Origin of the sequence: Luteolibacter sp. Populi (assembly GCF_040801775.1) — a bacterium.
In the GTDB taxonomy this organism is placed as follows: Bacteria; Verrucomicrobiota; Verrucomicrobiia; order Verrucomicrobiales; family Akkermansiaceae; genus Haloferula.
In genome coordinates this window covers 4698815-4714813 of sequence record NZ_CP161812.1, presented here as the reverse complement: position 1 = coordinate 4714813, position 15999 = coordinate 4698815, and the positions used below count along the sequence as shown (strand labels likewise).

Annotated in this window: 22 protein-coding genes; 13 read left to right on the top strand and 9 right to left on the bottom strand. The window is 62.7% G+C overall.

Annotation, left to right across the window (positions count from 1 at the left end):
* Positions 1 to 316: 316 nt before the first annotated feature.
* The gene (locus tag ABWK72_RS19210; protein WP_367871189.1) at positions 317 to 487 is read right to left on the bottom strand and encodes a DUF1328 domain-containing protein; all 171 of its coding nucleotides are present in this window, start codon (positions 485 to 487) and stop codon (positions 317 to 319) included.
* A gap of 237 nt (positions 488 to 724) precedes the next feature.
* Here ABWK72_RS19210 and ABWK72_RS19205 point away from each other — a divergent pair, with 237 nt between their 5' ends.
* Positions 725 to 1693: a 6-phosphofructokinase gene (locus ABWK72_RS19205; RefSeq protein WP_367871188.1), complete on the top strand. Its 969-nt coding sequence runs from the start codon at positions 725 to 727 to the stop codon at positions 1691 to 1693.
* Here the strand turns inward: ABWK72_RS19205 and ABWK72_RS19200 are convergent, their stop codons facing one another.
* Positions 1694 to 2599, bottom strand: coding sequence for a GNAT family N-acetyltransferase (locus ABWK72_RS19200; RefSeq protein ID WP_367871187.1), 906 nt, complete (start codon positions 2597 to 2599; stop codon positions 1694 to 1696).
* 171 nt (positions 2600 to 2770) lie between these two features.
* Here ABWK72_RS19200 and ABWK72_RS19195 point away from each other — a divergent pair, with 171 nt between their 5' ends.
* From ABWK72_RS19195 to ABWK72_RS19185, 3 genes are all read left to right on the top strand, one after another.
* Positions 2771 to 3316 carry a hypothetical protein gene (locus ABWK72_RS19195; protein ID WP_367871186.1) on the top strand — a complete coding sequence of 182 codons (546 nt, stop codon included), beginning with the start codon at positions 2771 to 2773 and terminating at the stop codon, positions 3314 to 3316.
* A 78-nt stretch (positions 3317 to 3394) separates the two neighbouring features.
* Entirely contained in the window at positions 3395 to 4258 is an 864-nt protein-coding gene (locus tag ABWK72_RS19190) for a DUF692 domain-containing protein (RefSeq protein WP_367871185.1), read from the top strand.
* Entirely contained in the window at positions 4245 to 5129 is an 885-nt protein-coding gene (locus tag ABWK72_RS19185; protein WP_367871184.1) for a putative DNA-binding domain-containing protein, read from the top strand. The genes ABWK72_RS19190 and ABWK72_RS19185 overlap by 14 nt, the downstream gene beginning before the upstream one ends.
* A gap of 1 nt (position 5130) precedes the next feature.
* Here ABWK72_RS19185 and ABWK72_RS19180 read toward each other — a convergent pair whose 3' ends face one another.
* Positions 5131 to 5730, bottom strand: a complete 600-nt coding sequence (locus ABWK72_RS19180; protein WP_367871183.1) for a hypothetical protein — start codon at positions 5728 to 5730, stop codon at positions 5131 to 5133.
* A gap of 98 nt (positions 5731 to 5828) precedes the next feature.
* On the opposite strand from ABWK72_RS19180, the gene ABWK72_RS19175 reads away from it, so the two are divergent.
* Both ABWK72_RS19175 and ABWK72_RS19170 read left to right on the top strand, forming a co-directional pair.
* Entirely contained in the window at positions 5829 to 6245 is a 417-nt protein-coding gene (locus tag ABWK72_RS19175) for a DUF5069 domain-containing protein (protein ID WP_367871182.1), read from the top strand.
* A complete protein-coding gene (locus ABWK72_RS19170) occupies positions 6242 to 6484 on the top strand; it encodes a VF530 family DNA-binding protein (protein WP_367871181.1) in 243 nt (80 codons plus the stop codon). The genes ABWK72_RS19175 and ABWK72_RS19170 overlap by 4 nt, the downstream gene beginning before the upstream one ends.
* 77 nt (positions 6485 to 6561) lie before the next feature.
* On the opposite strand, the gene ABWK72_RS19165 is transcribed toward ABWK72_RS19170, so the two are convergent.
* Both ABWK72_RS19165 and ABWK72_RS19160 read right to left on the bottom strand, forming a co-directional pair.
* Positions 6562 to 7464, bottom strand: a complete 903-nt coding sequence (locus ABWK72_RS19165) for a DMT family transporter (RefSeq protein WP_367871180.1) — start codon at positions 7462 to 7464, stop codon at positions 6562 to 6564.
* Complete coding sequence (locus ABWK72_RS19160) at positions 7464 to 8888, bottom strand: PLP-dependent aminotransferase family protein (protein ID WP_367871179.1); 1425 nt, start codon at positions 8886 to 8888, stop codon at positions 7464 to 7466. The genes ABWK72_RS19165 and ABWK72_RS19160 overlap by 1 nt, the downstream gene beginning before the upstream one ends.
* Positions 8889 to 9046: 158 nt before the next feature.
* On the opposite strand from ABWK72_RS19160, the gene ABWK72_RS19155 reads away from it, so the two are divergent.
* Positions 9047 to 9256 (top strand): hypothetical protein, encoded by a 210-nt coding sequence (locus tag ABWK72_RS19155; protein WP_367871178.1) that lies wholly within the window; start codon positions 9047 to 9049, stop codon positions 9254 to 9256.
* 4 nt (positions 9257 to 9260) lie between these two features.
* On the opposite strand, the gene ABWK72_RS19150 is transcribed toward ABWK72_RS19155, so the two are convergent.
* From ABWK72_RS19150 to ABWK72_RS19135, 4 genes are all read right to left on the bottom strand, one after another.
* On the bottom strand, positions 9261 to 9659 hold the full coding sequence (locus ABWK72_RS19150) for a PIN domain-containing protein (protein WP_367871177.1): 399 nt from the start codon (positions 9657 to 9659) through the stop codon (positions 9261 to 9263).
* Positions 9656 to 9916, bottom strand: coding sequence for an AbrB/MazE/SpoVT family DNA-binding domain-containing protein (locus ABWK72_RS19145; protein ID WP_367871176.1), 261 nt, complete (start codon positions 9914 to 9916; stop codon positions 9656 to 9658). The genes ABWK72_RS19150 and ABWK72_RS19145 overlap by 4 nt, the downstream gene beginning before the upstream one ends.
* Before the next feature lie 50 nt (positions 9917 to 9966).
* A complete protein-coding gene (locus tag ABWK72_RS19140; RefSeq protein WP_367871175.1) occupies positions 9967 to 10848 on the bottom strand; it encodes a polyprenyl synthetase family protein in 882 nt (293 codons plus the stop codon).
* 90 nt (positions 10849 to 10938) lie between these two features.
* Complete coding sequence (locus tag ABWK72_RS19135) at positions 10939 to 11940, bottom strand: aspartate-semialdehyde dehydrogenase (RefSeq protein ID WP_367871174.1); 1002 nt, start codon at positions 11938 to 11940, stop codon at positions 10939 to 10941.
* 161 nt (positions 11941 to 12101) lie between these two features.
* Here ABWK72_RS19135 and ABWK72_RS19130 point away from each other — a divergent pair, with 161 nt between their 5' ends.
* The 6 genes from ABWK72_RS19130 to ABWK72_RS19105 all read left to right on the top strand — a co-directional run bounded on the left by ABWK72_RS19130 (position 12102) and on the right by ABWK72_RS19105 (position 15993).
* Positions 12102 to 12227: a hypothetical protein gene (locus ABWK72_RS19130; RefSeq protein WP_367871173.1), complete on the top strand. Its 126-nt coding sequence runs from the start codon at positions 12102 to 12104 to the stop codon at positions 12225 to 12227.
* 136 nt (positions 12228 to 12363) lie between these two features.
* Positions 12364 to 12516, top strand: a complete 153-nt coding sequence (locus ABWK72_RS19125) for a hypothetical protein (protein WP_367871172.1) — start codon at positions 12364 to 12366, stop codon at positions 12514 to 12516.
* A gap of 153 nt (positions 12517 to 12669) precedes the next feature.
* Positions 12670 to 12882: a hypothetical protein gene (locus ABWK72_RS19120; protein ID WP_367871171.1), complete on the top strand. Its 213-nt coding sequence runs from the start codon at positions 12670 to 12672 to the stop codon at positions 12880 to 12882.
* 90 nt (positions 12883 to 12972) lie between these two features.
* Complete coding sequence (leuC, locus tag ABWK72_RS19115) at positions 12973 to 14397, top strand: 3-isopropylmalate dehydratase large subunit (protein ID WP_367871170.1); 1425 nt, start codon at positions 12973 to 12975, stop codon at positions 14395 to 14397.
* 33 nt (positions 14398 to 14430) lie between these two features.
* Positions 14431 to 15033: a 3-isopropylmalate dehydratase small subunit gene (gene leuD, locus ABWK72_RS19110; RefSeq protein ID WP_367871169.1), complete on the top strand. Its 603-nt coding sequence runs from the start codon at positions 14431 to 14433 to the stop codon at positions 15031 to 15033.
* 87 nt (positions 15034 to 15120) lie between these two features.
* Positions 15121 to 15993 carry a hypothetical protein gene (locus ABWK72_RS19105; protein ID WP_367871168.1) on the top strand — a complete coding sequence of 291 codons (873 nt, stop codon included), beginning with the start codon at positions 15121 to 15123 and terminating at the stop codon, positions 15991 to 15993.
* Positions 15994 to 15999 lie beyond the last annotated feature (6 nt).

Below are 15999 nucleotides of genomic sequence, written 5' to 3'. Positions count from 1 at the left end.
CGCCCCTCGCAATGCATCGTTGTCTGAAAAAAATTTGGGGCGGGCACCCCTCCCCGAGCGCCCGCCCCGCCACGGTTTTACCCGCGGCAAATCTGATTGTTATCCGGCGATGGCAGTCATGTCACTGACTTCGCCCATTGCCTCTTCGGCTGCTTCAGTAACGTCGTCAACCCACTTTTCTGCCGGACTTTTCTTTTTCACGGGAATCCAGCTTCAGGAGAAATCGAATGGCAACCGACGCGTCAGCAATCATACGTTTGTTCGTCGCGAGCGGAAGCGGAAAAATGCGCAACTCGGGGCAATTAACGTCAGAGTCTCACGGAGCCTTGCCACGCAATGCGTTCGAGAAGAACGAAACGACCAGCAGCACCAAGAAGACGACGAAGAGAACCTTCGCAATGCCGAAGGAAGCACCAGCGATGGTGGTGAAACCCAGAAGTCCCGCGACGAGGGCGAGGATGAGAAAAGTAATGGTCCAGTGGAGCATGGTAGTAAGGTGGTGGTTCGGATTTCTATTTTGCAAGATTCCGGCCAATTGCTGGCACGTGCCTCAATCCATTGATTACCAAAGCCAATCTTGGAACATTGACTTGATAAGCCACTTTTCAACGATGCAAGCTGCGCCCGGTGCAACCCCTACGGTTGCATCCTGCACGGCCATGCGGCACATCCTGTGCTTGCCACCTCCCGGGTGGTCCCCTTCCTTCCGCCCCGGCATCCCACAATGAGCGAAGGCATCGCAATTATCACATCCGGCGGCGACGCGGCGGGAATGAACCCCGCCATCAAATGCGCCTCCGATTACGCGGCGAGCCGCGGCTTCAAGCCGTGGCTGGTCTACGACGGCCTGCGCGGCCTGATCGACGACAAGATCGTCGAGTCCAACAGCGAGCTGGTTTCCGGCATCCTGCACCGCGGGGGCACCATCCTGCGGTCCTCCCGCTCGAAGCGTTTCTTCGAACTGGAGTTCCGCCGCCAAGCCTTGGAAAACTTGCAAAAGCGCGGGATCGGCAAACTGATCGTGATCGGTGGCGACGGCTCCTTCCGCGCTCTGAACCAGTTCTATGCGGATTTCGGCATCCCCTTCGCCGGCATTCCTGCCACCATCGACAACGACATCGCCGGCACCGATTACTGCCTGGGGGTGGATACCGCGCTGAACATGATCCGCCAGTCGGTGGACTCGATCCGTGACACGGCCACCTCCTTCTCCCGGGCCTTCGTGATCGAAGTGATGGGCCGCCACTGCGGCTACCTGGCGATGGTCAGCGCGCTGGCCTGCGGCGCGGAGCTGTGCCTGACGACCGAGATTCCCTACGACCTCGAGAAGATCGGCGCGAAGCTGAAGCACGAGATCAAGCACGAGGGCCGCAACCACATCATCGCGATCGTGGCAGAGGGCACCCAGATGGCCGACTACACCACGCGCTACATCAATGACGCGATCGGCATGGAAGCTCGCCTGACGGTGCTCGGCCACGTTCAGCGCGGCGGCTCGCCGACGGTCCAGGACCGGATCATGGCCTACAAATTTGCCGTGGCGGCAGTCGATTCGCTGGAAGCAGGCCTGACCAATGCGATCATGGTCTACCGCGACGGCACCTTCGGCCACCTGCCGATCCACACGGTGGTGGACTCGAAGTACAAGATCGATCCGGCGCTAGTGAAGCTCTGTGCCCCGCTGTGCTCTTGATCAACCGCTCTCCGGCAAGAAGGACGGCATGATGATCCCTCCCGGTGGCGAAGAATTGCCGCGCACCTGGGCGAAGTGCAGTTCCACATTCCGGGCACCCCAGCGGTAAAGCTCGGCCACCAGGATGGTTTCGTGCGTGGGAATCAGGAAGACAGGGTTACCGCTACGCGCCTGGGAGAGCTGCATGTGAATCAGCGCCATCGCCGCATTCTCATCCCGCATGACGCCGGGGCCGATCATCTGGCAGCCGGGGTGATCGATGGAAGCCAGCCAGCCGTCGATCTTCCCGGAAGCATCGACATGGACGAAAGTCGTCCAATGGTTTCCCTGGCTCCGCAGGAAATGGGAAAGGTCCTTGCTGCGGCTGATGCCGGCGATTTCAGCCTCCAGATCGACCATCCCGAAGAGATGGCCGGTATTGGCCATCCGCACGCTTCCGGGCCCGGCGGGCGGCGGCGGCAGGGTGTGCCCGGCCGGCATCCGCATGTCCTGGTAGACGGCGACGGGAGCGAAGCCCGCCTTGGTGTAGAGCGAGTAAGAATCGAGATTCATGGCGCTGGAAAGCAGCCTTACCGGCAATTCGCCGGCCTTCCCGATGATTTCCTCCAGGAGCGCCTTGGCCACGCCCTTGCCGGCGAAATCCGGCAGCACGTTCATGATCCCCAGCCCGACATGGCTCTCCCGCGGGTGGTAGAAACAGGAGCCGGCGACCTTTCCCTCCAGCTCCGCGACGAGGCAGCACCCGGGGTCAAGCACCTCGTAGGTATCGGTGAAAATGCGGGTGTCCTCCGGCTTTCCGGTGAAGATTTCGTAACCCAGCTTCGATTGGTACCAGGAATTTGTGGAGCGGTGGATCAGGGAGGCGACGGTGCTTTCCTCGCCGGGATTCATGGGCCGGACGGTCATGGGAGAGAGAATGGCGGGTAATTCGACGCAGGCCACGAGATTTTAAAGCATACCCTCTCCCAACGATGCTTTGAAAACTGCTGGAATATTCGCAGGGCCGGGGAATCCTACTGAAAGCGCCCGGACGCGAAAAGCCACGGGTCCCAACCAAACACCAAACGAAGCAACCCAATGAAAGCCTCTAACGCACTCGTGGCCGCAGCCATCGCCGGCGCCTTCGCCGCTGCATCGCTCGCCCACGCCGCTCCGCGCCTTGCCGAAAAGGACAAGGATAAGGATGACTGCCCCGGCAAGGACAAGAAAAAGGAAGAACTCGTCCTGGCGGGCGACAAGAAGAAGGACAAGGACGATTGTCCCGACAAGGACAAGAAGAAGGAGGAAGTGATCCTCGCCGCCGACAAGGAAAAGGAAAAGGACGACTGCCCTGACAAGGACAAGAAGAAGGAAAAGGAAGAGAAGAAGGAAGTCGCCGTGATCTCCGGTGAGAAGGACAAGGACAAGGACGACTGCCCCGACAAGGACAAGAAGAAGGAAAAGGAAGAGAAGAAGGAAGTCGCCGTGATCTCCGGCGAGAAGGACAAGGATAAGGACGACTGCCCCGACAAGGACAAGAAGAAGGAAAAGGAGGAGAAGAAGGAACTCCTGCTCGTCGGTGACAAGAAGGAAAAGGACAAGGATAAGGACAAAGAGAAGAAGGAAGAGTCCGAAATTCTCTGATTTTCAGAACCACGGATCGCCCCGCGGCCAATCCGGTGCCGCGGGGTTTTTCCGTCTTAAGGAACGCGATTACCCGCCATGAGCGATCCCCGATTCACCTCCGGCGTGGAATTGGCCACGGGCATCGGCCTGCGGGTGCCGCACTACAACCACATCCTCTCCGAAAAACCGGCGGTCGGCTGGTTCGAGATCATTTCAGAGAACTACATGGTGGAGGGCGGCCGGGCGCTCGCCGTGCTCGACCGGATTCTCGACCAATACACGGTGGTCCAACACGGCGTCGGCATGTATCCCGGCGATGCGGGCGGGGTGAAATTCGACCACCTGCGGCGCCTCAAGCGGCTGGTGCGGCGGACCAAGACCCCGTGGATCTCCGATCACCTCTGCTGGGGCAGCGTGGATGGCAGCATGAGCCATGACCTGCTGCCGATCCCCTTCACTTTCGATGCGGCGAAGAAAACCGCGGAGAACCTGCGGATCGCGCAGGACTTCCTGGAAGTGCCGCTGGCGATGGAAAACGTCAGCAGCTACGGTGAATTCAAGGACAACGAGATGACCGAGTGGCAGTTCCTCGCCGAGGTGGCGGAACGGGCGGACACCGGCATTCTGTTAGACGTAAACAACATCTACGTGTCCTCGATCAATAACGGCTTCGACCCGATGGAGTATGTGAACTTCGTTCCGCCGGAGCGGGTGGCGCAGATCCACATCGCCGGGCACTCGCACTACCGGCGCTTCGTCGTGGACACCCACGACCACCCGGTGATCGACCCGGTGTGGAAGCTTTACGAGCGCGCGATCGAACGCTGCGGCCACGTGGCCACTTTGTTGGAGTGGGACGGTCGGATCCCGTCCTTCAACGAGGTCTGGTCGGAGGCGAAGAAATCGGAAACCTGGCGCGAGGCAGCGCTGGCGAAGAGACAGGAAAATGCGGCCGCTTGAAGAGACCCAGCGGAAGTTTTTCGCGGCGCTGCAGATGCCCCTGCGCGGTACCAGCCGGCGCAGCACGCACTTGTCTCCGAATGAAGAAGGGCACTCGCCGGAGTTCTTGGCGAAGGCGGAAGAACTGATGGAGCCGGGCGAGAATCTCTCCTCCGCGGAGCGCCTGGAACTCTATCACCGGCAGTACTGGTTCCGGGTGCTGGAATCGGTGGCGGAGGATTTTCCGGCACTGCGGCGGATGGCCGGCGAGGAGATGTTCTGGGAGATGCTGGAGGCCTACCTGCAGACGTATCCATCGGGCAGTTTCACGCTGCGGCACCTGGGCCGCTCGATGGCGCGCTTCATTGCGGAGTGGCCAGGGCTGGATGAGACGCAGCGGCGCTGGTTCACCGCGCTGGCCGAACTGGAGTTTGCGGCCATGGAAGTTTTCGAAGCGGCGGAACGCGAACCCCTGCCACCGGAGCAGCTGGCGGAGGTGGAACTGGAATTGCAGCCGCACGTCCGACTGGTCGCCATGCCGGTGCCCGCGGATCTCTGCCTCGGCTGGGATTCCTTCCAGCCGGGAGAGGAGACGCCTACCCAGGTGGCCGTCTGGCGCGGAACCAGCGGCGCACACATGGTGCGGCTGGATGCCGTGGAGCATGAACTCCTGCTGCGCCTGAAAGCCGGCGGCCGTCTGGAAGAAATCTTTGCCGAGCCGGTGGACCCGGAACCCAGTCCGGAAAAGGTGCAGGAATGGTTCGGCGCATGGCAGTCCCGCGGCTGGATCACCCGGCGCGGCAGCGAGGTGATCGAGCTGAAGGTAGGGAACAACGAGGATTGGAGCGACGTGGACGAGATGGCCTCGCAGGCGATGCCGATGGAGGAGTAATCTACTCTTCGGCCGCGAAGAACTTCTGCGCCTGCTCCTTCGTCTTCATGTCCACCAAAGCTGCGGCCCGTTTCAACAAAAACGGATCCCGCTTCTTCTCCTCGACCTTCTTGTTCCCGGCCTTTGCGATGAGATCTTCCAATTTCTTGCCGTCACCGGTGGTGACCGTGGCGCTTTTCTCCAGCACCTCGATGATCGCCCCGCCCTTCACGTAGTAGCGCGTCTCGGTCAGGGTATCGGCGGTCTTGGGCTTTTCAGCGGTGCCCCCCTCGACGAAGTACCATGATGAGTCCTGCACCAGGATGAGGAACAGGCCCTTCCCGTCATAATAGTAGCTCTGCTCCGAGCCGCCGTGATCACCCGCGCTGTAGGAGAGCTTGATGGCGCTCAGTCCGCCATCGTAGGAACGGCGGGTGATGCTGCCTTCCATGACCGACTCCTCGACCTCGAACTTGATCGTCTCCGTCTTCGTCGGCTTGCCCTCGCTGATTTTGCTGTAAAGAGCCCGGATGGCGGCGAGGTCCGCCGCTTCATCTGCACGGGCCCCGGACGAGATCAGGCAGACGGCAAGGACCAGGCAGGCGAGGAAAGGAACTTTCATCCGGTCCCACGCAAGCACCCCGGCAGAGCTTTGCAAGCGCTCTCGCAGCGGGCGACCGCACGACTTGCGCCACGTCCGGTTTCAGTCACAATCGCGGCATGCCACGCAGTGCTTATGACCAGACCGGCGGTCTCGTGTATTTCCCGCGGATGTGTGAGAAAATCCGCCTGCATTCCAAGGGCGAGCTGCCCGAGGTCTATCACGGCTTCCTCGGCAAGGGCTTCGATGGCCGGATCTGTGCCTACCTGCGGGTGAGCTACGAGGACGTAAAGACCCAAGTGCTCGCAGGCGGAAGCGATGAAGACGTGCTCGCGTGGTGCCTCGCCACCGGCCGTGGCCTGAACGAGATCGACTACATCGTGTGGAACGGCTTCGCCCGCAAACGCGGCTGGCGCGATGACGATGGCGGCTCCGATTTTCTCACCAAGGCGAAGGCCGATGCGGGCTTCAGCGACCGCGGCCAATTGATGACCATGTTCGACTTCTACGAGCACGACGAAGGACGCGCCTCATGAGCGAGGAACCCCGCGAGCATCCGAAGGACCCGCTGCACGGCGTGACCTTGGAAACCGTCGTCCGCACCTTGCAGGAGAAGTACGGCTGGGAAGAAATGAGCCGGCGCGTCCGGGTGCGCTGCTTCACGGATAACCCGAGTATCAAGTCGAGCCTCACCTTCCTGCGCAAAACGCCGTGGGCACGAGAGAAGGTGGAGAGCTGGTATCTGTGGGAGACGCGGCGCAAGCCAAGCCACTAGCCGCCGATACCGCTGCGCTCCCGAGTGCCCGGTCCCGTTCATCCGCTCCGCTGAGTCACTTCAATTGCTCCACCAGGCTAGGTCACCACAGGCACCGCGGATGCCGCCGGAGATCTGCGGAGCGGCGCACGCCGCCCTGCTAGAATGAAGAGCCCCACCAGCGCGGCGCAGGCAACCGGCTTCCAACCGAAGCGCTCGCCGAGGAAAGTGGCAGCGGCGATGAACGTGAAGAAGGGTTGCAACAATTGCAATTGGCCGACCCGCGCCACACCGCCGAGCGCGAGGCCGTGATACCACGCGAAGAAGCCGAGGAAAGCACTGACGAAGCTCAGATAAGCAAAGCCGACCCAAGCGGAAGCAGGGGCCACCATCCCATGATCTCTAGCCAGCCAGATCAATGGCCCGACAATCACCGGAAATGCCAGCACCAGCGACCAGCAGATGACCTGCCAGCCGCCGATCTCGCGGGCCAGGCGCCCGCCCTCGGCATAGCCCATCGCGGCAAGCATCACGGCCAGCAAAAGAGCCCCATCCGCAGGACTGAGGCTGCCGCTTCCCGAGGACAGCGAGAAGGCGACGACCGTCGCGCTGCCAGCGATGCTCGCCAGCCAGAATCGCAGCCCGGGGCGTTCCCCGGCACGCAGGAAGGCCGCCACGGCGGTGGCGAGCGGCAAGATGCCCAGAACCACCGCGCCGTGCGAAGCATCGACCCGTTGCATCGCCCAGGCGCTGCAGACCGGAAAGCCGACGATCACGCCCAAGGCAACGATCGCAAGCCGCCGCCACTGCGAGGCATCCGGCCGCCTCTGCTTGGTCAGCAGAAGCAAGAACGCCGCCGGAAACGCTGCCACCACGGCACGCCCCAGCCCCACCGCCACCGGGTCGAAGGCAGCGACCGCCAACCGGGTGGCCGGAAGTGTGAAGCTGAAAGCGATCACCGCCAACAGCCCGAAGGCCATGCCTTTGGAAGAAGTGCTCATCAATCGGGGAGGAAATGCCGCGCGAGTTTCCCCAGCGTGGCGATCGCATCGAGCGTGCGGGATTCGAAGGCGAAGCCGCAGCTCAGGCGAAAGCAATGATTCAGACCGCCGGAAGCGGAGAATATCGGACCCGGCGAAATGCCAATGCCTTTCTCCAAGGCGGCCGTCGTGAAGGCCCGCGAGTCGAACCCCGCAGGCATCTCCACCCACAGGACGAAGCCGCCGGCGGGCTGATTGACGCGAGCACAATCGGGAAAGTGGCCCAGCACCGCGGCCCGCATTTTCGCGCACTGCTCCGCATAGAGTCCGCGGATGCGGCGCAGATGGCGGTCGTAACCACCGGCATCCAAAAAGCCCGCGATGACCAGTTCCGACAGGGTGCCATTCCACGGTGCCTGGATTCCCTTGAGTCGGCGGATCTCGGCAAGGTGATTGCCAGGTACTACCCAGCCGACGCGTAGCCCGGGAGCGATGGTCTTCGAGACCGAGCCGCAATAGATCACGCGCGAGCTATGAGCGGCGATGGATTGTGGACGGTGGCCGTCGTGTGAGAGATCTCCATACACGTCGTCTTCGATCAGCGTGAAGTCATGCTCTTCGGCCAGGGCGGCCAGCTCCCTCTTGTTGGAGTCCGGCATCAGCGCGCCGATGGGGTTCTGGAAGTGCGGTTGCACCACGCAGGCGGCGATGCGGTGCTTCTTCAACACGCCCGCCAGCGCGGCGACGACCATACCCGTGCGCGGGTCCACCGGAATCTCGATCACCCGCAGGCCGAGGTCGCGGACGAGATGCAGCGTCCCGAAATAGGAGGGCGATTCCACGGCAACCAGATCCCCGGCCTTGGCGGTGGCGCGCAGCGCGAGCAGAAGCCCTTCGGTCCCGCCTTGGGTGGTGACGATCTCATCCGGCACCACATTCAGGCCGACATCGAAAAGTCGGCGCGATAGCGCGGCTCGGAGCTCGCGGCGTCCCTGCGGCGGGGTGTAGCGGTAGGCGGCGGCCCCATGCTTGCGCAGCACCTCGCGCGTGATCATGGAGAGCTTCGCGTGCGGCACGATACCATCGCCGGGAGCCGCCGTGGCGAAGGGCACGAAGCCCGGATCACCCGCGCGGTCCATCAGTTCCTCGAAGATCGAGGCGCGTGATAGGCGGATCGGTTTCGAGGCGCGGCCCGCCGTGGTTGGGAAGCGGTCGGCAGCGATCTTCGGCGGCGCGACGAAGTAGCCCGAGCGCGGACGGGCCTCAATCAGCCCCTCATCCTCCAGCCGCCGGTAGGCCTCGGTCACCGTGGACACGCTCACCCGGTGCTCGCGGCTGGTGTGGCGGACCGATGGAAAACGCGATCCCGCGGGAAAGGTTCCGGCCCGGATCAAAGCGGCGAGCTTCGAAACGAGTTCCTGATACAGTGGCAGGACCGTGGCCATGGCATTGATGATGGGGCATGTCCCCGACATCTCCAGATACAGCCGGACGATTTTCAGACCAGTACAGATTCTGTACTCCACCATTTTTCCCGCGTCTGTACCTAGCGACTCCTGCTTGCCTACCTATAGTGGTCGCGACGGCAATCGCCGCCCAAGCCATGCCCTTGATCATCAAATTGCTCATCGCCGCCTTCCTAGTCGTCTGGACCGTGCTCGGCGGCTACCTCGTGGTGAAATACGGAGCCCTTTTCGGCCCCAATTCGGACCACCGCGCGGAAACTCCCGGCGCCAGGTCCTTCGGCATCGCTCACATCGCAGCCGTCTGGATCGGGGCCTTTGCGCTGGCGGTGTATTTCCTGCTGCTGTGAGGGGTCACTTCAGCACCACGACGTTCGCCAATTTACCCGCCGACTTTTCGAAGGTCGCCATGCGACCTCCGGCCTGAGTGTAGCTGGCGTGAATCATCCGGTCGACAAAGCCGGGCTTCGCCGAGTGAAGAGCCGGGAGAGTCAGTATCGTGGCAGACTGTCCGGTAAAAAGGATTTCACCCGCAGCCAACATTTTTGCCAAGGCCGTGAGTATGGACTCCTTGGAGACTCCATAGTGATACTGTGCCGCAAAGTAGGTTTCGGCGACGACAAGATCATCAACAACCGCCCGATTGCCCGCCCGGCGAATTTCTTCGACGAGCTTGGCTGCTGCTAAAAATTGAGGTTCCGGCTCGCCGACGAGCAGGCGGAGAACCACCGAGGTATCGAGGCCGATGTTCATGCCTCTTCGTTACGGCGGCCCTTCGCGATGCTTTGGCGGATGCTTTCCATGGAATGATCCGTGTTGCGAATCTGATCACGAAGTGAACCCATCCAGGAGCGATCCGGTTTCTTTCGCGGGCGCAAAACCCAAACCTGTTCGTTGTCGATCAAGCGTGGCTCCACATCGACAATATCGCCGGGGCCAATTTGCAGCGCCTCACACGTTTCTGCCGGTAACGTGGCTTGGCGCTTCGCGGTTATTTTGACGCTTGGCATGAGGGAAGCGTCCCATCGATCACCTTACTCGTCAACCCGAAGTAAGGCGCTCAATACTCCCGCTTAAGCAAGTATTCCGCAATCTCCCTCAACCTCTGCGCCTTCTTCCCGAACGGCGCGAGCGCATCCATCGCCTCCTTGGTGAGTTTCGCCGCCTCCTTCCGCGACTTCTCCAGCCCGAGGATCGAGGGGTAGGTCGCCTTCTCCACCGCTGCGTCCTTGCCAGCAGTCTTGCCGAGGACCTCAGTCGATTGGGTGACGTCGAGGATGTCGTCGATGACTTGGAACGCGAGCCCGAGGGCGTGCCCGAAAACCGTCAGGCCTTCGAGCTGCTTCTCCGTGGCATTGGCCGTCATCGCGCCGAGACGGATCGAAGTGGTCAGCAGCGCGGCGGTCTTCGCCTCGTGGATCTTCACGAGCTGGGCCTTCGTGAGCTTCCGCCCCTCCCCTTCCAAGTCGAGCACCTGCCCGCCGATCAGACGCGTCGAGCTGCCGGCGAGGGCGAGTTCCGCAACGTAGCTGGCGGCGGGATAACGTTTGGCGGGTGAGGTCTGGGCGATGATCAGGAAGGCCTCGGTCAGAAGCGCATCCCCGGTCAGCACCGCCATCCCTTCGCCATAGACCTTGTGACAGGTCGGGCGACCGCGGCGCAGGTCGTCATCGTCCATGCAGGGCAGGTCGTCGTGGACCAGGGAATAGGTATGCATCACCTCGACCGCGCAAGCAGGCGGCAGGGCGCTCTCCACATCCCCGCCACAAGCCTCCGCCGCGGCGAGGCAAAGGATCGGTCGCAACCGCTTGCCACCGGCGAAGACGCTGTAGCGCATCGCCCCGTGGATCGTGGCCGGCTTCTCCTTGGCCTTCGGCAGGAAGGCGTCGAGCGCGGCATCGACTTCGGCGGCGCGGGTAGCGAGGTATTCTTTCAAAGTCATGGCAGGTAGCGAAGGGCTTGGAGCGAAGAGTCAGAAAACAAAGCGGGACGGGCCCTCTCTTTCTCCAAGCTCTCCGCTCTTTGCTCAATGCTAGAGTATCTCCGCGATCTGCACCGCATTCAGCGCGGCGCCCTTGCGCACCTGATCGCCTACCACCCACAGGTCGAGGGCGTTCTCGAGCACGAGGTTCTTGCGGATCCGGCCAACCAGGCAGTCATCCTTGCCGGTGGTGTCCAGCGGCACGGGGAAGATCTGGTTCGACGGATCATCCATGACCTTCACGCCCGGCCTGCCGGCAAAGGCGGCGCGGGCCGACTCGACGTCCACCGGGCGCTCGAACTGCGCGGTGATGGAAACCGAGTGCGAGCGGTAGACCGGCACCCGCACGCAGGTGCAGGACACCTTCAGGGTCGCGTGGCCGAGGATCTTGCGGCCCTCGTTGAGCATCTTCATCTCCTCCTTGGTGTAGCCGTTTTCGGTGAAGGAATCGACCTGAGGGATCACGTTGAACGCGATCTGGCGGGCGAAGACGCTCGGCGTAAATGCCCGGCCCTCGACGATCGCCTTCATCTGCTCTTCCAACTCAACGATCCCCTGCGCACCCGCTCCGGAAACCGACTGGTAGGAAGAAGCGATGATCGCCTTCAGCCCGAAGGCCTCGTGCAGCGGCGCCAACGCCATCAGGGAGATGATCGTCGTGCAATTCGGGTTCGCGATGATCCCGCGCGGACGGTCCTTGGCCGCCTCCGGATTGATCTCCGGGACCACCAGCGGGACATCGGCGTCCATCCGGAAGGCCGAGGAATTGTCGATCACCACCGCGCCTGCCGCGGCAGCCGAGGGTCCGAATTCCTTCGAAATCCCGCCGCCCGCCGAGAAGAGGGCGATATCAACTCCCGCGAAGCTGTCGTGGGTGAGTTCTTCCACCACCACATCCTGTCCGGCGAAGGGGATGCGTTTCCCCGCCGAACGGGCGGAGGCCAGCATGGTCAGCTTGCCGACCGGGAAGTTCCGCTGCTCGAGACAAAGGCGCATTTCTTCGCCCACCGCTCCGGTGGCGCCGACGATCGCGACGTGCTTGGGTTCGCTCATGATTTGGGAGCGGCGAGTGTAGAGCCGCAGCGCGGTCTGGCAACCGAATCGTGCGCGGGAGCCGTCCGGCTTTTGCCTTGCGCGCGAATTTGGGTCCGTTAGAGTCGCGGCGGGTGCGGATTCCTTTTCGCCCTCCTGATAACCAACCGAAAGCAACTACCATGAACCTCATCAAAGTCGTCACCCTTAGCGCCGCCGCCCTTGGTACCCTCCTCGCTGCTTCCTGCTGCGAAAGCCGCCCCGCTCCTGCTCCTGCTTCCCCGTCTTACGTGGCTCCTGCCAAGTAAGCCGGGTCGATTGCGGGACCCCGGTCCGGCAAGATGACTCATCGCAGGGTGGACCACCCGCGGGTCCACCCTGCAAATTTTTTGCGCTGCAATCATTTTTCTAGCGAAATCCATAAAACCCCTTTTGACTCCCGCCATGTTCCGCGCCATTGCCATTGTCTGCCTCTCCGCTTTTGCCTTCGCTTCCTCTTCCTGCTGCTGCACCAGCGAGCCTAAGGCGAAGCCGCTCCGCTCGCTTCCACAGTTCCAGGAGATCCCTTCGGCCCCCGAAGTGAACTACTCGAAGTAAGCGATTCGTTCGCGGAACCGAACCGATTTTCCAAAAGCCCCGCTGGTCATCCGGCGGGGCTTTTTTTGTGCCCATGAAGCTTCCGTTCCCACCCCATTTCAATCAGGGATTGCTTTTTGCACCTCAAAGCCTTAATCGCCAGTCACCTCCCCCATGAAAACCCCCGATTCCCGACCGCGCTTCCAAGCGCCAGGCCGCCACTACCACCGCCATCAGGTCGATGACACCGACGAGGCGTGGAGCCGCTGGATCGGCGGCAACAAGGGGGTCAAGCCGCCCGGACGCTTCAAGGCTCCCGTCCTCTGGCTCCTGGCGATCACGGGATTTCTCGGCCTGCTCGGGGTGATGTGCTACCAGATGTTCTAAGTAGTATCCCGTGCGGACCTGATCCCGCTTTGACAATCCGCCGCCAGTGACCCACCCTGCCCGCCCGCCGCGCAACCCGGCGATCGCATCATGGGCAAAAGCCTCTATCAAAAAGTCTGGGACGCCCACGCCGTGGGCAAGTTGGCCGACGGCCGCACTCAATTGTTCATCGGCACTCACCTCATCCACGAGGTCACCTCGCCACAGGCCTTCGGCATGCTCCGCGATCTTGGCCTGACGGTGAAATATCCCCAGCGGACCTTCGCCACGGTCGATCACATCGTCCCGACCGAGAATCAGGACCAGCCGGTCGATCCGCTGGCCGCGGAGATGATGGATGCGCTGCGCAGCAACTGCGATGATTTCGGCGTCACTTACTTCGACCTGAAATCCGGCAAACAGGGCATCGTCCATGTCGTCGGACCGGAGCAGGGCATCACCCAGCCGGGCACGACCATCGCCTGCGGCGACTCTCACACCGCCACTCACGGCGCCTTCGGCGCGATCGCCTTCGGCATCGGCACCACCCAGGTGCGCGACGTGCTGGCCACCCAGACGATGGCGATGGAGCCGCTGAAGGTCCGCCGCATCGAGGTGACCGGCAAGCTCCGCCCCGGCGTCTATGCCAAGGACGTGACCCTTCACATCATCCGCGTGCTCGGCGCCAAGGGCGGCATCGGCTACGCCTATGAATACGCTGGCGAGGTCTTCGACGCGATGTCGATGGAGGAGCGCATGACTGTCTGCAACATGGCGATCGAAGGCGGCGCCCGCTGCGGCTACGTCAATCCCGACGCCAAGACCGTCGCCTACTTGAGCGGTCGTCCTTACGTGGACATGGACGATTTCTCCGCGACCGCCTCCCGCTGGCTGTCCTACGCCTCCGACGCCGACGCCGAATTCGATGACATCGTGACGATTGCCGCCGAAGACATCGAGCCGACGGTCACCTGGGGGATTTCCCCGGACCAGGGCATCGCGATTTCCGAGAACATCCCGAGCGCCGCCGACGTGGAAGATGCCGTGGAAAAGAACAGCATCAATGAGGCGCTCGCCTACATGAAGCTGAGCGCCGGGACCCCGATCAAGGGCGTGAAGATCAACGTCGCCTTCATCGGCTCCTGCACCAACGGCCGTCTGTCCGACTTCCGCGAGGTCGCCAAATACATCCAGGGTCACCACGTGGCTCCCGGCGTGACCGCCCTCGTGGTGCCCGGTTCCCAGATCGTCGCCCACCAGTGCGAGCAGGAAGGCCTCGACAAGATCTTCATCGCCGCGGGCTTCGAATGGCGCGCTGCCGGCTGCTCGATGTGCCTGGCGATGAATCCGGACAAGCTCGTGGGCGACCAGCTCTGCGCTTCGTCGTCCAACCGAAATTTCAAGGGCCGCCAAGGCTCGCCGACCGGCCGCACCGTCCTGATGTCGCCGGTCATGGTCGCCGCCGCCGCGATCACCGGCAGCATCGCCGATGCGCGGGAGCTCTTCGAGATGAAGCCGCAAGCCGCCGTCGCCTGAGTCCCCGTTTCCCAACCACGAGTTACCACGACCATGGCCCTCGCAAAAATCACCTCCGTTTCCGGTCCCGGCGTCTTCATCCCCGGCGCCGATATCGACACCGATCGCATCATCCCGGCGCGCTTCATGAAGTGCGTCACCTTCGACGGGCTCGGCGAATTCGCGTTCTACGATGTGCGCTTCAATCCCGACACCGGCGAGAAGACGGACCATCCGCTCAACGACAGCCGCTTCGACAACGCGACCATCCTGCTGGCCGGCGTGAACTTCGGCTGCGGCTCGTCCCGCGAGCACGCCCCGCAATCGCTGGCGAAATACGGCTTCAAGGCGGTGATCGCCGAATCCTTCGCCGAGATCTTCTTCGGCAACTCGACCGGTCTGGCGATGCCCTGCGTGTGCCTCACCGCCGGGGAAATCGACCAGCTCCGCCAGGCCGTGGAAGCCGATCCTGCCGTGGAGATCACCATCGATCTGGAGAACAAGCGGGTGCGCTCCGCCGCCGGCCACGACTTCCCGCTGAACATCCCGGAATCCGCCCGCGACGCGCTGGTGGCCGGTCGCTGGGACCCGATCCAAGAGCTTTTGGACAGCGAGCCGCAGATCGCCGCCACCGCCAGAGCGCTGAACTACGTCTGAGCACGTGAAAACCCGCACCAACGGTTAGACGGGATGCCCGTTCCGTTGGGTTGACGCGGGGCGGTCCCTGAGATAGGCCTGCGACCCATGACCGGACTCCGTTCCCTTTTCCGCCTCGTCGCCCTCTGTGCTTTCGCCGCCTCGGCGTCCGCACAGGTCGATGTGAAACTGCAAGTGGAGCGTAAGAGCTTCGTGGCCGGCGAGTCCGTGCCCGTGACCGTCACGGTCACCAATCAATCCGGCCAGGACCTGGTCTTCCAAGGCACCCGCGGCGGTGCCTGGATCGATTTCACCGTCACCTCCGGCCGCGGCGTGCCGATGACCCCGGCTAACGCCGCCTTCGGCAGCATGAAGGTGCCGCTGGGCCAAGCGATGGCGCGCACCTTCGACCTGCGCCAACTCTTCTCGCTCACCCAGATGGGCAACTACTCGGTTTACGCCGTGATCCGCCTCCCCGGCCAGACCCGCGAGGGCTTCATGTCGAACCGCGTTTCGTTCAACCTCGACACCGCCGCCCCTTATTGGACGCAGCGGGTCGGGCTTCCCGGCAAAAGCGGCCAGACCCGCGACTTCAAGGTGCTGAACTACAACAACGGCAAGCGCAGCCTGCTCTACGCCCAAGTCGTGGACGTCCGCACCGGCTCCGCCCTCCAGACCCACTCGCTGGGAGAATATCTGAGCTTCAGCAAGCCTTCCGTAACCGTGGACAACCGCCAGACGATGCATGTGCTCTACATGACGGCACCGACCGTCTGGACCCATGCCAGGGTCTCGCCGACTGGCGCCCTGCTGGGTGGTGAATACCACAGGGGCACCGGCGGCGGTGCACCCTTGCTGGTGACTTCGCGGGACGGGATCGTGCAAGTCGGGAACAGCATTCCCTACGATCCGCGCGCGGAAGCTCAGGCCCGCACCCAGGTGCGGAAGGCCTCGGACCGGCCGGCGTTTCTTTTCCATTAACGGAGA

Coding starts and splice junctions, on each gene's coding strand:
- ABWK72_RS19210 (WP_367871189.1), bottom strand. CDS start 487: ATGCTCCACTGGACCATTACTTTTCTCATCCTCGCCCTCGTCGCGGGA.
- ABWK72_RS19205 (WP_367871188.1), top strand. CDS start 725: ATGAGCGAAGGCATCGCAATTATCACATCCGGCGGCGACGCGGCGGGA.
- ABWK72_RS19200 (WP_367871187.1), bottom strand. CDS start 2,599: ATGACCGTCCGGCCCATGAATCCCGGCGAGGAAAGCACCGTCGCCTCC.
- ABWK72_RS19195 (WP_367871186.1), top strand. CDS start 2,771: ATGAAAGCCTCTAACGCACTCGTGGCCGCAGCCATCGCCGGCGCCTTC.
- ABWK72_RS19190 (WP_367871185.1), top strand. CDS start 3,395: ATGAGCGATCCCCGATTCACCTCCGGCGTGGAATTGGCCACGGGCATC.
- ABWK72_RS19185 (WP_367871184.1), top strand. CDS start 4,245: ATGCGGCCGCTTGAAGAGACCCAGCGGAAGTTTTTCGCGGCGCTGCAG.
- ABWK72_RS19180 (WP_367871183.1), bottom strand. CDS start 5,730: ATGAAAGTTCCTTTCCTCGCCTGCCTGGTCCTTGCCGTCTGCCTGATC.
- ABWK72_RS19175 (WP_367871182.1), top strand. CDS start 5,829: ATGCCACGCAGTGCTTATGACCAGACCGGCGGTCTCGTGTATTTCCCG.
- ABWK72_RS19170 (WP_367871181.1), top strand. CDS start 6,242: ATGAGCGAGGAACCCCGCGAGCATCCGAAGGACCCGCTGCACGGCGTG.
- ABWK72_RS19165 (WP_367871180.1), bottom strand. CDS start 7,464: ATGAGCACTTCTTCCAAAGGCATGGCCTTCGGGCTGTTGGCGGTGATC.
- ABWK72_RS19160 (WP_367871179.1), bottom strand. CDS start 8,888: ATGGCCACGGTCCTGCCACTGTATCAGGAACTCGTTTCGAAGCTCGCC.
- ABWK72_RS19155 (WP_367871178.1), top strand. CDS start 9,047: ATGCCCTTGATCATCAAATTGCTCATCGCCGCCTTCCTAGTCGTCTGG.
- ABWK72_RS19150 (WP_367871177.1), bottom strand. CDS start 9,659: ATGAACATCGGCCTCGATACCTCGGTGGTTCTCCGCCTGCTCGTCGGC.
- ABWK72_RS19145 (WP_367871176.1), bottom strand. CDS start 9,916: ATGCCAAGCGTCAAAATAACCGCGAAGCGCCAAGCCACGTTACCGGCA.
- ABWK72_RS19140 (WP_367871175.1), bottom strand. CDS start 10,848: ATGACTTTGAAAGAATACCTCGCTACCCGCGCCGCCGAAGTCGATGCC.
- ABWK72_RS19135 (WP_367871174.1), bottom strand. CDS start 11,940: ATGAGCGAACCCAAGCACGTCGCGATCGTCGGCGCCACCGGAGCGGTG.
- ABWK72_RS19130 (WP_367871173.1), top strand. CDS start 12,102: ATGAACCTCATCAAAGTCGTCACCCTTAGCGCCGCCGCCCTTGGTACC.
- ABWK72_RS19125 (WP_367871172.1), top strand. CDS start 12,364: ATGTTCCGCGCCATTGCCATTGTCTGCCTCTCCGCTTTTGCCTTCGCT.
- ABWK72_RS19120 (WP_367871171.1), top strand. CDS start 12,670: ATGAAAACCCCCGATTCCCGACCGCGCTTCCAAGCGCCAGGCCGCCAC.
- leuC (WP_367871170.1), top strand. CDS start 12,973: ATGGGCAAAAGCCTCTATCAAAAAGTCTGGGACGCCCACGCCGTGGGC.
- leuD (WP_367871169.1), top strand. CDS start 14,431: ATGGCCCTCGCAAAAATCACCTCCGTTTCCGGTCCCGGCGTCTTCATC.
- ABWK72_RS19105 (WP_367871168.1), top strand. CDS start 15,121: ATGACCGGACTCCGTTCCCTTTTCCGCCTCGTCGCCCTCTGTGCTTTC.